Genomic DNA, 12,729 nt, shown 5'->3' on the forward strand with positions numbered 1-12,729 from the left:
CCATAGGCTATCCTTCCTTCGCGCCGAACAATCCCGTCAGGCTGCGTTGCACCAATGACGTAATGCGCGGTTTGCGTTCGGCCACAAAGGGCAGCGGGCGGCAGACCTCCATGGCGGCGACGCCCACGCGGGCGGTCAGCGCGCCGTTGATGATGCCTTCCCCGAACCGGCGCGATACTTTCGACAGAACCCCGCCACCGGCCACCGAACTGATCAGGTCATCGCCCACGGCCACAGCGCCGGTTGCCACAAGATGCGACAGCACCTGACGGGTCAACCGCCATGACCCCAGCGTGCCGGACCGCCCGCCATAGATTTCCGCCACGCGACGGATCATGCGCATATTCGCGGTCAGCGCCGTGAAGACATCCGCAAGGGCCAGTGGCACCACAGCCGTGACCATGGCGACCTGTCGGGCAGCGCCTTCGACCTCTGCGCGGGCGCGGGCATCAAGCGGGGCAAGGATCGTGGTTTCGGCCAGCCCCAGCAGCCCGTCGGCGTCAAAGACATCGGCCTGCCGTTCGGCAAAAGCCTCGCGTCCCCAGCGGGTGTCGTCGCGGCTGCGATAAAGCGCGTCGATCTGTGCGACCGTGGTCCGCGCGGCGGCAAGGTTACGGTCCGCCAGTGCAATGGCCGCCCCGGACTGGATACGGTCCACACGGCGCAACCGACCGAAAGCGGCAAGTTCGCGGACAGTGATCAACAACAAGACAAGGCAGAACAGCGCCACGAGACCTGTGGCGATCCAGCCCAGCACAGGTGAGCGTGCGATCAGACCCGTGACAAATTCCCAAGCGGCGATCCCCGCAAAGAAGACGGTGATTGACGCAAGAAGCCCCCAGAACCACCGCGCCAGCCGGTTGGGACGCCCCGCCGCCAGTGCAGCGGCCTGTTGCATCGCCGCGGGGGCTGCGGCGGCGTCAAGGTCCGGCACGGGGGGGGCCGTGTCGGGACCGGGGGCTGCGGTGTCCTCCAGATCAAACAGGACCGGTCCTTTGGGCGCGTCGGTCATAACAGATCCCCCAGCAGGAATTGCGCGGCCTTATCAAGGCGGATGTGCGGCGGCCCTTCACCCGGTTTGAGGGTCAATGGGGCGGGGGCGAATGACATGATTTCATAATCGGCACCCAACCAGTCGTCGGCACCGGCACGGGCCGGCCCAAGAAGATGCGCGGGGTCCACAGGCAGCGCGCCGGGGTAAAATGCGGCCTGTCTGTCCGCGCCCAGAAGTTGTCCGCGCACCACGCCAATTTCCGCGCCACCATGGGCGCGGCGTTCTTCAACCGTGGTGCGCAGCGCCGCGATTGACATCGCCTGCGTCTGCGCGCCGGAAAAGTCGGCGCGGTCCTTGGCGTCGCGCAACAGCGCCTGGGTAATTGCGGTCAGCTGCGGGTGCTGTTCATGATGCAAATGATCGGCCTTGGTCGCGGCAAACAGGATTTTGTCGATCCTGCGCCCCTGAAACAACCGCGTCAGGAAGGCATTCCGACCGGGACGGAAGGCCTGTAGAATATCGCCCATGGCACGGCGCATGTCCTCGACCGCTTGGGGGCCGCCATGGATCGCGCCCAGCACGTCGACCAACACGATCTGACGGTCAAGCTTTGCGAAATGGTCGCGAAAGAACGGGCGCACCACATTGCGTTTGTAGCTTTCATACCGGCGTTCGAATTCCCGCCACAGGGACTTTCGGCCCGGTTTGTCGATGGGTCCAAGCGGCGCAAAGGTCAGCACGGGCGATCCTTCCAGATCACCGGGCAACAGGAACCGCCCCGGTGTGCAATCGGAAAAGCCTGCCTCGCGCGCAGACGTCAGATGGTCGGTAAAGGTCGCAGCCAGAGCTTGCGCATGCGGCTCGTCCAGTGCAGCCGCAGGGTCCACCCCTTCAAGGGCGCCCAAATAGGCCGCCCCGCCGGGGCGCCCTGCAATGCGCGACAGGACCTCACCCGACCAGGTCGCGAAATCCTTGTCCATCAGCGACAGATCCAGCAGCCATTCCCCCGGATAATCCACGATATCCAGATGCACGGTGCGCGGTCCCTGAAAGGTGCCCATCAGCCCCGAGGGCTGGATCTTGAGCGACAGGCGCAATTCGGACACACGCCGCGTGCCTTGGGGCCAGTGGGGCCGCGTCGCCGTGAGCGCGGCCAGATGGTTTTCATAGTCGAACCGCGCGATGGTATCATCGGGCTGGGGTTGCAGATAAGCGGTCTGTATTTGTCCCGACGCCGCGGCCCTGAATTGCGGCATCCGCCCGCGGTTCAGCAGATTGGCGACAAGCGACGTGATGAACACCGTCTTGCCCGCACGGCTGAGGCCGGTGACGCCCAGACGGATCACCTGATCGGTAAAGGGGGCCGTGATCGTATCGGCCACCGCGCCCACACGCCGGCTGATCCCGTCTGCTAATGTCGTGATGACCAAGGCGCGGCCCTTTCGTTACGTCTGGTGCAAAGATAGGGGCGCATGGTGCCAAAGGGTAGGGATTGATTTTGCCCCCCCTTCCCCCTAAGCCGCGCCCATGCCCCGTTTTGCCCTGAAAATCGAATACGATGGTGCGCCGTTTGTGGGCTGGCAACGCCAACGGGCGCTGACGTCCGTGCAAGGCGCGATTGAGGCGGCTTTGGTCAAACTCGACCCCCGCGACCATACCATTGCGGCCGCAGGGCGCACGGATGCGGGTGTGCACGCCTTGGGTCAGGTGGCCCATTGCGATCTGGCCAAGGACTGGGACCCGTTCCGTCTGTCCGAGGCCCTGAATTACCACCTCAAGCCGCTGCCCGTGTCGATCATCGCATGCGCGCGGGTCGCCGACGACTGGCACGCCCGGTTTTCCGCAACCGAGAGGCGCTATCTGTTCCGTCTGGTCAGCCGCCGCGCGCCGCTGGTCCTTGAGGCCGGAAAGGTCTGGCAGATCGGTCATGATCTGGACACAGGCGCGCTGCAGGCCGGCGCGGACAGGCTGCTGGGACGGCATGATTTCACGACCTTCCGGTCCTCGATCTGTCAGGCCGACAGCCCGCTTCGGACGCTGGATGAATTGCGCGTTGAAACGGTGCCGCGCCGCGACGGCGCACAAGAGATCAATTTCCACGTTCGCGCGCGGTCGTTTTTGCACAATCAGGTACGCAGCTTTGTGGGCACCCTGGAACGGGTCGGCGCAGGCGCGTGGTCGCCCGATGATGTGACCGCAGCACTGCAGGCGCGCAACCGCGCGGCCTGCGGCCCGGTTTGCCCGCCCCATGGCCTGTATCTGGCCGGTGTCACCTATCCGGATGATCCGTTCGACTAGTCATTGTCCGTAAGCCCCGCACCAGCCCCCGCCACACGCGAGGCTTCGGTTTCCGGCACAAGCGTTCTTGCAGCCATGTCCTGAAGATGCGCCAGAAGGTCGGGCCGCAGAACGCGGCGCCCCAAGGGGCGCGGATCGGTGGCCGGCGGCAAAGCCGCACGCGCCATCGTCACCGTCCCGTCGTGTGCGTCTTCGACCGCAACCGTGCCGATTTGCCGGCTGAAGGCTGCCACATATCCTGCAACAAGCGCCGGATCGGCCCTTAACTTCTGGGCCGTTCCGTCCGTGACCAAACGGTCCAGCGCCGAAGGGATCGCCTCAACGGCGCCACTGTCGCACGGACAGCGTGACAGTTCCTCAAGATCGACAAAACCGATTGCCACAGCCAGATCCTCGGCCAGTCCCAGCGGACACCCGCCTCCGCGTGCGGCTTTCAGCACCAGCATTTCGATCTCGTTCGCTGACATTTCCATCACGCTCATCCTGCAAAGGTGGGCAGCCACCAATCGTCCGCCGCGTCAAGTTCGTCAGCCAGAGGTGCGCCCTGACACAGGGTGATCCGCGTCCACCGGTCGGATTTCGGATCAAACTTGGCCGCGCCGAAAAACGCCAGTTTGCAGCGCAACATGTCAATCGGCAGACAGTCCCGCCCGATCAGATTGTCTCTTATTTCTCCATAGGGGGCCGTGACCACCGATTGCACGCGCCGCACAGCCGCACGGTGTTCGGGGTGACGGACCAGAAAGTCTGCGACCGTTTCATCCACTTTGATATCTGCCGCCATCCGGCACACCTGCCGCGCGACATCTAGGGGGCTTTCCCGCTCCGCCCCCGGCTCGGCGTGACGCGTTCCCAATCGCGGCTCTGCTTTGGCCTGCGACACATACCAGAACTGATGACACGCGTCGGGGTCCTCATAATCGCAAATCGCCCAGGCCCAGTGCTGATCCACCAAAGCCCGCAAGGCCCGCCCTGTCATCGCAGGATCAAGATGCGGGCGCCGTTCTGTCGCCATGGCGTCGGTCAGGTCGTCAACACACTCTCCGAAGGGTTCAATCAGCAGCGCAGACAGCAATTCCTGCGTATCCACGGAAAATTCTTCGACGGTGCGGACCAACCGGTCCAGCGGACGTGCCCCCGTCATCACCTCCGGCGTCATCAGCGCGGCCACCTGCGGCCAGTCCTGACGCATCCTCTCGATCCGCGCCTGCCCGATCGCATCGGGGACTTCCCATTCGGCCAAATGCTGGGCCGCGCGCATGGTCAGCCGGTAAATCGCCTCGATCTGCTTTGCGCTCAACGCCTCAATCGCACGCACCCGCGCGAGGGCGGTCTCCCGCGCGGTGATCCACGCGTTCAGCAACATCGGGTGGGACACAAGAAAGGGTGCCATGCCCAGCCCCGTGGAATTGCCGATGCCAAGATGACGTTTCAAACGGGCGTCCAGCGGCGTGCCACCGATGTGGTCCACCAGATCATGGGTGAACCCACGGATCAGCCAGACGGTCAGCATCTCCGCCATGAAGGGCCCGCCAAGGCCGGGACGGTGCGCAAATTCCGCGCGGTCCGCAATGCCGAACTTGCCATTGCCGTAAACCGCCGTGGTGCGCATCAGATAGCCCGTCTGGCGCACCAGATCGGCATCCGGCTGACGGCCTTCGCGCAGGGCCGCAACCACGTGAGCAAACAAGCGCACGGATTTATTGGCGCGGCTTAACACCAAATCGCGCTTGGTATAGCGCGACGCCTCCTGCCTGGGCGCGTCCCTCACGATCCGCGCGACCTCAGCCTCGGATGGCACCCCGTCATAAAGCACATAAGCCGTGTCCCATGCTGTCGCGATCACCCGGTCTGTGCGCATCTCGGGCGGCAAGTCGGTCGATACTGCAACGAGCGAATAGGTATGCCCGCCCAAATCCACCGAATAGACCGCATGCCCGAAACCTTCCGCGTCCACCTCCCAAACCGGCCGCGTAACCTGCGCCTTCTCGGCCGACAAACGACGCAACAAGGTCCGCAAAAACGACAACCGCGTGGGAAACGACGCCCCCATGCGCCGCAGCCGCATCACGACCTCAGGTGCGCGCAGGGGCACCTGTGGCCCCTCTCGACGTTCATCCAACATGACCGGCCTCCTGTCTTGATCCGACCTTTCGCTTCTCTGGTTCAAAAATACCTATAATCCGAACCATCCCTCCACCCCCAACCTTCACCGGCTGGACGCCCCTCAAAACATCATGCGCGCCGCAGGCGCCCATTTTGGTCACGTATCAACCGGGCCGAAGTTTTCGGCGTAAAACCGGTACCAGTTGTCCCCCATGATCCCGTCAACCTCTGCCTCGGACAAGCCCGTGGCGCGCAACCCGTCGCGCAGATTGCCGAAATCACGGTTGTCCTGAAACCAGTCCGGCATGGGCGGGAACCCCGGCGCGTCGGCGGACCCTTCGCCGTAATCCATGGCCTTCGACCACCGCCCCACCCGCATCCATTCGACGATGCTGTCGGGCTGGTCCTGACACAGGTCCGTCCCGATCCCCAGATGTTGCGCCCCGTAGCGGCCCGCCGCCTCGGCCACCATCGCGCAGAATCCGTCAAGCGTGCAGGCGGACCCGTCTTTCAGATGATGCGGATAGACCGAAAACCCCAACATCCCGCCCCGCGCCACCAGGGCGCGCAACACATCATCCCCGAAATTGCGTCGCGCAGGGTGCCACCATGACGGGTTGGCGTGGGTGATGGCGATGGGCCGGGCGGAGGCGTCGATGGCCTCCAACGTCGATCTGTCCCCCGAATGGCTCATGTCGATGACCAGACCCACGCGGTTCATCTCAGCCACGGCCTGTTTGCCGAACCGCGTGAGGCCGGTGTCGTCGTCTTCATAGCACCCCGTCGCCAGCAGGGACTGGTTGTTGTAGGTCAGTTGCATGAACCGCACGCCCAGCTGGTGCACGATCTCGATCAACCCGATGTCGTCCTCGATGGGGCTGGGGTTCTGGAAACCGAAGAAAATCGCGGTGCGCCCGCTGGCTTTGGCCGCGTCAATGTCGGCCGCCGTGGTGGCCCGCATGATCAGATCGGGGAACGCCTCAAACCGGCGGTTCCAGGCCTCAAGCTGCAGTACCATCTCGCGAAAGCTTTCATGGTACGCGATGGTGACATGCACGGCATCCACCCCGCCGGTCCGCATCTGGCGAAAGATTTTCTCGGACCAGTTGGCATATTGCAGGTTGTCGATCAGATAGGTCATGGCGGCACCCTGCCTTTCAAATTGGCCAAACGCCAGAAAAAGTGATCGGCGAAGGAACGCCTGCGTCACTTCAGGCGTTTCGCCTCCGGCGGTTGTTCGTTATCACGATGGACATGGGGATAGAGGTGCCATCGAACATGCGGAAATTACTAACTGTTCTGGCACTGGCTTTTTTACCGCTTCCGGCCTTGTCCCAAAACGTCACTTTGAACGTCACCGGCGGCGATGATGCGCTTGAGACGCGGTTGCAGACAGCGTCACTGACCCTCGCGCTTGAGGACGACGGCGCGCAGGCCCCGCAAGATTACGTGGCCGCCGCCCGTGCCGATTACCGCCGCCTTCTGACGGGGCTTTATGCCGAAGGGTATTACGGTGGCACGATTTCCATTCTCGTGGACGGGATCGAAGCCGCGCGCCTTGATCCTCTGGTGCGACGCGGGTCCGTGTCGCAGGTGGATTTGCGGGTGACGGCAGGCCCGCGCTTTACCTTCGGGCGCGCAGATGTTGCCCCGCTGGCCCCCGGAACGCTTCTGCCCGAGGCTTTCTCGCGCGGCCAAACCGCCGAAGCGCAGGTCATCTCCGATGCCGCCCGTGCGGCGGTGGACGGCTGGCGCGATGCAGGACGCCCCCTGGCCGATGTCACAGGTCAGGACATTGTCGCGCGACATCCCCAGACCGAACTGGACGTCACTGTCAGCGTTGATCCCGGTCCCCGCCTGACCTTTGGCGACGTGCAGGTCGACGGCAACGAAAACGTCAAAACCGACCGCATTCTGGCCATCGCGGGCATAAGGCCAAACCTGTTCAGCCCCGCCGAGATCGCCGAGGCGGAGGCAAACCTGCGGCGCACGGGGGCCTTTGCCTCCGCCACTGTGATCGAGGGGGACAGGGCCGTGAACGGGACCTTGCCGATCACCATTTCAGTGGTCGAACAGCAACCCCGCCGCGTCGGCGCGGGTATCGAATTTTCAACCGTTTCCGGCCTGACCCTGTCGGGCTTCTGGATGCATCGCAATCTGCTGGGCGGCGCGGAACGGTTCCGCGTGGATGGCGAAGTCACAGGGCTGTCGGGGGGCACCGGCGGAATTGACTACAGCCTTGGCGCGACGTTCCTGCGACCGGCGACGTTCCGGTCCGACACGGACCTTTACGCGAATGCGAGCATTGCCCAACTGGACGAGCCTTCGTTTTTCCAGCGCGACATCACCGCCGAGGCCGGGATCATCCGCCGGATCGGCACAGATGTGGAACTTCAATTCGGGCTCGGTCTTGCGGCGGGTGAGGTTTCGGACGATCTGGGGGACCGGTCCTACGCGCTGGTGTCCCTCCCTCTTGAGGGGACGGTGGATCGTCGCAGCGATCCGTTCAATCCCACATCTGGATATTACGCCAACCTGTCCATTGCGCCCTTCGTCGGTCTGGACGGCACCGACAGCGGGGCGCGGATCGTGGGGGACGGACGCATCTACCGCAGCTTTGGCGAGGATGACCGCGTCACACTGGCCTTCCGCACACAGATCGGATCCATCATCGGGGCTGAGGCCGACTCCGTCCCGGCGAGTTATCTGTTCTTCTCGGGCGGGGGCGGCACGGTGCGGGGGCAACCCTATCAGTCCCTTGCGGTTGATCTGGGGGGCGGCAACGAAGTCGGCGGCACATCCTTCTTCGGCGCCCAGATGGAGGCGCGCGTCGGCGTCACCGACACAATCGGCCTTGTCGGGTTTTACGACACGGGCTTTATCGGCACCGATGAGGTTCCTTTTGACAACGGCGAATGGCACGCCGGTGCCGGAATCGGGCTGCGCTACAACACCGGGATCGGGCCGATCCGCCTTGATGTTGCCACCCCGACCACAGGCGACGACGCCGGTGAACGGATCGAAGTTTACATCGGGATTGGGCAGGCGTTTTGATGCGGTATATTTTCCTTTGGGCGGCTGTGATCTGGGCTGCTCTTGCCCCGCCGAATGCCAGTGCACAAACCAATGAAGACGACCGGTCCTTTATCACCGGACTGATCGAAGACGCGATCAACAACGATGAACTGACGGTGCGTCTGATCGGGTTCGAGGGCGCGCTGAGTTCGCAGGCCACCGCTCAGGCGATCACCATTGCCGACCCTGATGGCGTGTGGCTGCGGATGGAGGATCTGGTATTTGACTGGAACCGCTCTGCGCTGTTGGCCGGACGGGTCGAGATTGAAACACTCAGCGCCGAGGTGATCGACCTGATCCGCCTGCCGACGGCACAGCCCGGTGATGAGGCCCCGACCGCCGAGGCCACCCCCTTTGCGCTGCCCGAACTGCCGGTGTCGGTCGACATCCGCGAGGTTCTGGCCAGTGAGATCATCCTGACCGAGGCGCTGTTGGGCGAACCTGTGCGCGCCCGCTTCGAAGGGTCCCTCACCCTCAAGGACGGTGTGGGCGATGCGGACATTTTGCTGGAACGGATCGACGCCAAGACAGGCTTTTTCGACATCGAGGCGCGCTTTGCCTCGGACACACGCGAACTTGCGTTGCTGTTGCGGGCTGAGGAGGGCGAAAACGGGATCGCTGCACGACTTCTCAACTTGCCCGACCGGCCATCGGTCGCGCTGACCATCACCGGCGATGCACCGCTGGACGATTTTGTGGGCAACATCGCGTTGGCGACCGACGGGATCGACCGTGTGACCGGCACGGCGCAGCTTTCGCGCCCGTCCGGCACGGTGGATCAGGTCTTCAAACTGGACCTGAGCGGCGATTTGCAGCCTCTGCTCGCTGACCAGTACGACCGGTTCTTCGGGGTCGAGACGCGCCTGACCGTCGAAGGCACGGCTTTCGGGACCGGCGGGCTGCGCCTGTCCGATCTGACCATCGCGTCCGACCAGCTGAACCTGCAAGGCTCGGCCCAGTTGGATGCCCAGAACTGGCCTGAACGGATCGACCTGCGCGGCCGGCTGGGTACGGCGGATGGCACCCGCGTGCTTCTGCCCGTTTCCGGCCCCTCAACCGAAGTCAGCGGCATGTCCCTGAATGTCCAGTACGACGTGAACGAGGGCAACGCTTGGACGGGATCCTTTGACATCACCTCCCTGCGGCGTGAAGGCCTCGCGATTGATACGCTGGCGCTGTCCGGTGGGGGCATCATCGAACCCGGCGCAGGTGCGGCACAAGGCCGGTTCAGCGCCGATCTGACCTATGCGGCACGGGGACTGGCGCTGGATGATCCGGCACTGGAACAGGCGATTGGCCGTGACATCGAAGGTACCATTGATCTGGGTCGCATCGAAAACGAACCTTTCGTGGTCAATGCACTGACCCTGGTTGGTGCCGGGATCGAGGCTGCGGGCACCGCGATCATCGACGGGCCGGACAACCGGTTTGCCACACGCGCCGACCTGACCATTTCGGCGCAGGATTTCAGCCGTTTTGCGGCCCTGTCCGGTCTTGATCTGCGCGGCGAGGGAACGATTGACCTTGAAGGCACGGCGCAACCCTTTGATGGTATTTTCGACTTTGATTTGCGCGCACAGACCCGCAATCTGGCCTTGGGGCTGGATCAGGTGGACCCCCTTCTGACAGGGCTGACGCAACTGTCGGTGCAGGCACAGCGTGACACGACGGGGATCACCCTGCGGGGCATTGATCTGTCGGGCGACGCCCTGAAGGCCACGGGCCGTGCAGCGGTATCATCCAACGGCGCGACCGCGACCTTTGATGCACAAATCAGCGACATCGGCCTGATCGTGCCGGACCTGTCGGGCGCTGTGACGCTGGATGCGGATGTGGCCACCGATGCAGCCGGGGTCATTTCGCTGACGACCACAGCGCAGGCGCCGGATGCGGATGCCCGCATCAATGCACAGGCGCGTCCGGTTGACGGCGGCTATGATGTGACGTCCACCGCAAGCGTGTCTCTTGCGGAATTGGGAACCTATGATGATCTGGCCGGACGCCCTCTTTCGGGGGGGGCGTCGGTCGATCTGGACGGACGCTACAACACCGCAACCGGTGCCTTTCTGGCCGATGTCGACGCGCGAACCGATGATGTGACCCTTGGCATGCCTCAGGTCGATCCCCTGCTTGCGGGGACGGCCCGTCTGACAGCCGTGGTGGAAGGTGACGAAGATGCCATCACCCTCCGGCAGGTTGATCTGGACGGCGATGCGGTGCAGGCCACTGGAAACGGGACCGTGACCACCGCAGGACAGGCGACAGCCACCTTCGTGGCCCGGTTGACCGATCTGGGCCTGATTGCCCCGCAACTGTCCGGCCCCGCCGTGATCGAGGCCGATGTCTCCACCGACGAGGAGGGAACTATCACGCTGAGCGCCGATGCCGATGCGCCTCAAGCGCAGGCGACGGTCAATGCAGTGGCCCGCCAGATCGACGGCGGGTATGACGTGAACGGGGACGCCGATCTGTCCGTGAACGACCTTCGGCCCTATGGCGCGCTGGCCGGACAGTCCCTTTCAGGTGGGGTGTCCGTGGACGTTGACGGCCGATACAATACCGTCACAGGCGCGTTGCAGGCCGATGTTGACAGCCGGACACGCGACATCGGGGTGGGCACTCCGGTTGTGGACCGCATCCTTGCCGGGCTGGGCCGCGTCAACGCCGACGTCAGCCTGAGCGAAGCCGGACGTCTGCGCCTCGACGCCCTGGATGCTGTGTTTCCCAATCTGACAGTTCGCGGCGATCTTGCGTCCTCCGGTGCCGACACGCAGGCAGACCTGTCCGTGCGATTGCGCGATGTGGCCCTTCTGGCGTCCGACTTTTCCGGACCCTTGGTTGCAGATATCACTGCCCGTCAGGATGCTGGCGGATGGACAGTGTCGGGCACAGCGGACGGGCCGGCGGGCACGTCGGCGCGGGCATCGGGCCGGGTCTCCAACTCCGGTCAGTTGGACCTTGATGTCTCCGGTTCGGCGCCCTTGGCGCTTGCCAACCTCTATATCGCCCCGCGCCAGATCAACGGGCGGGCGAACTTTGACCTGTCCGTCAACGGACCGCCTGCCCTATCGTCCGTGCGCGGCCCGGTGCGTATTGTCGATGCGCGACTGGCGGCCCCGACCCTTGGACAGGCGATTGAAAATCTTAACGGTGCGCTGACACTGGCGGGCGGAACCCTGCGCATTGACCTTGCCGGCCAAAGCAGCGCGGGCGGGGATGTGACCGTCACCGGCCCTGTCGATCTGGCATCCCCGTTTCAGGCCGCCCTGCGGGTCGGACTGTCCGGTATCGTGTTGCGTGATCCCAATCTGTACCGCACCACAGCGGACGGCGCGATCACCGTGGATGGCCCCTTGGCCGGCGGAGCGCGCATTGCCGGACGGATTGATCTGGGGGCCGCCGAGATACAGGTGCCCACCACGGGGGCAAGTGCTTTGGGCAGCCTGCCACAGGTCACGCATCTTGGGCCCCGCACCGATGTGCGGACGACCTTGCAGAGGGCGGGTGTCGGGGTGCAGGCCGACAGCGGCGGACGCGCCGCAGCCGCGGGCCCTGCCTACCCCCTTGATCTGCTGATCCGCGCCCCAAGCCAGATATTTGTGCGCGGACGGGGCCTTGATGCGGAACTGGGGGGTCAGTTGCGGCTGACCGGGACGACCAACGCCGTCATCCCGGTTGGACGATTCGATCTGGTACGCGGACGGCTTAGCATTCTGGGTCAGCGGTTCGAACTTGACGAAGGTTTCGCGCAGCTGCAGGGGGATTTTTCACCCTTCCTCCGGCTGGTCGCGCGGACCGAAACACAAACCGGTACGATCGTCAGCATCGTGGTGGAAGGCGAGCCGGACACCATTGATGTGCGGTTTGAAAGCACACCCGATCTGCCGCAGGACGAGGTGCTGGCGCAGCTGCTGTTCGGTCGTGATCTGTCGTCAATCTCTCCGCTGCAGGCCGTGCAGCTGGCCTCTGCCGTGGCAACGCTGGCGGGATCGGGCAACGGGGGTGTCATCAATTCCTTCCGGCAGGATCTGGATCTGGACGATCTGGACATCATCACCGACGAAGAGGGCAATGCAGCCGTGCGGGCCGGTAAGTACCTGTCCGAGAACGTGTACACGGATGTGACCGTGGGCGCGGGCGGCACGTCCGAGATCAACCTCAACATCGACATCGACCGCAATTTCACCGCACGTGGAACGGTGACGTCGGACGGGGAAACATCTGTCGGGATCTTTTTCGAACGCGACTACTGATAA

At 64.0% G+C, this 12,729-nt stretch carries 8 protein-coding genes; 3 read left to right on the forward strand and 5 right to left on the reverse strand.

Translation table 11 applies throughout. From position 1 onward, the window contains the following. Positions 1-7 precede the first annotated feature (7 nt). Both QZ653_RS09280 and QZ653_RS09285 read right to left on the reverse strand, forming a co-directional pair. Positions 8-1,012, reverse strand: coding sequence for a YcjF family protein (locus QZ653_RS09280; protein WP_296419776.1), 1,005 nt, complete (start codon positions 1,010-1,012; stop codon positions 8-10). Next, positions 1,009-2,424: a YcjX family protein gene (locus QZ653_RS09285; RefSeq protein ID WP_296419777.1), complete on the reverse strand. Its 1,416-nt coding sequence runs from the start codon at positions 2,422-2,424 to the stop codon at positions 1,009-1,011. Before QZ653_RS09285 ends, QZ653_RS09280 begins: the two co-directional genes overlap by 4 nt. A 97-nt stretch (positions 2,425-2,521) precedes the next feature. Between QZ653_RS09285 and truA the strand changes: the two genes are divergently transcribed. Continuing rightward, positions 2,522-3,292: a tRNA pseudouridine(38-40) synthase TruA gene (gene truA, locus QZ653_RS09290; protein WP_296419778.1), complete on the forward strand. Its 771-nt coding sequence runs from the start codon at positions 2,522-2,524 to the stop codon at positions 3,290-3,292. Here the strand turns inward: truA and QZ653_RS09295 are convergent. The 3 genes from QZ653_RS09295 to QZ653_RS09305 form a co-directional block, all read right to left on the reverse strand. Next, positions 3,289-3,765, reverse strand: a complete 477-nt coding sequence (locus tag QZ653_RS09295) for a DUF3726 domain-containing protein (RefSeq protein WP_296419779.1) — start codon at positions 3,763-3,765, stop codon at positions 3,289-3,291. The genes truA and QZ653_RS09295 overlap by 4 nt on opposite strands. Positions 3,766-3,770: 5 nt before the next feature. Further along, a complete protein-coding gene (locus QZ653_RS09300) occupies positions 3,771-5,417 on the reverse strand; it encodes a hypothetical protein (protein ID WP_296419780.1) in 1,647 nt (548 codons plus the stop codon). A gap of 138 nt (positions 5,418-5,555) precedes the next feature. After that, the gene (locus QZ653_RS09305) at positions 5,556-6,539 is read right to left on the reverse strand and encodes a membrane dipeptidase (protein WP_296419781.1); all 984 of its coding nucleotides are present in this window, start codon (positions 6,537-6,539) and stop codon (positions 5,556-5,558) included. Positions 6,540-6,676: 137 nt separating this feature from the next. On the opposite strand from QZ653_RS09305, the gene QZ653_RS09310 reads away from it, so the two are divergent. Together QZ653_RS09310 and QZ653_RS09315 are read left to right on the forward strand one after the other, a co-directional pair. Further along, entirely contained in the window at positions 6,677-8,452 is a 1,776-nt protein-coding gene (locus QZ653_RS09310; RefSeq protein WP_296419782.1) for an autotransporter assembly complex protein TamA, read from the forward strand. Continuing rightward, the gene (locus QZ653_RS09315; RefSeq protein ID WP_296419783.1) at positions 8,452-12,726 is read left to right on the forward strand and encodes a translocation/assembly module TamB domain-containing protein; all 4,275 of its coding nucleotides are present in this window, start codon (positions 8,452-8,454) and stop codon (positions 12,724-12,726) included. Before QZ653_RS09310 ends, QZ653_RS09315 begins: the two co-directional genes overlap by 1 nt. Positions 12,727-12,729 lie beyond the last annotated feature (3 nt).

The organism is Pseudooctadecabacter sp., from assembly GCF_020627745.1.
Lineage (GTDB): Bacteria > Pseudomonadota > Alphaproteobacteria > Rhodobacterales > Rhodobacteraceae > Octadecabacter.

Bases quoted from the DNA above. Each gene is read 5' to 3' on its own strand.
- QZ653_RS09280 (WP_296419776.1), bottom strand. From the start codon at position 1,012: ATGACCGACGCGCCCAAAGGACCGGTCCTGTTTGATCTGGAGGACACC.
- truA (WP_296419778.1), top strand. From the start codon at position 2,522: ATGCCCCGTTTTGCCCTGAAAATCGAATACGATGGTGCGCCGTTTGTG.
- QZ653_RS09295 (WP_296419779.1), bottom strand. From the start codon at position 3,765: ATGGAAATGTCAGCGAACGAGATCGAAATGCTGGTGCTGAAAGCCGCA.
- QZ653_RS09300 (WP_296419780.1), bottom strand. From the start codon at position 5,417: ATGTTGGATGAACGTCGAGAGGGGCCACAGGTGCCCCTGCGCGCACCT.
- QZ653_RS09305 (WP_296419781.1), bottom strand. From the start codon at position 6,539: ATGACCTATCTGATCGACAACCTGCAATATGCCAACTGGTCCGAGAAA.
- QZ653_RS09310 (WP_296419782.1), top strand. From the start codon at position 6,677: ATGCGGAAATTACTAACTGTTCTGGCACTGGCTTTTTTACCGCTTCCG.
- QZ653_RS09315 (WP_296419783.1), top strand. From the start codon at position 8,452: ATGCGGTATATTTTCCTTTGGGCGGCTGTGATCTGGGCTGCTCTTGCC.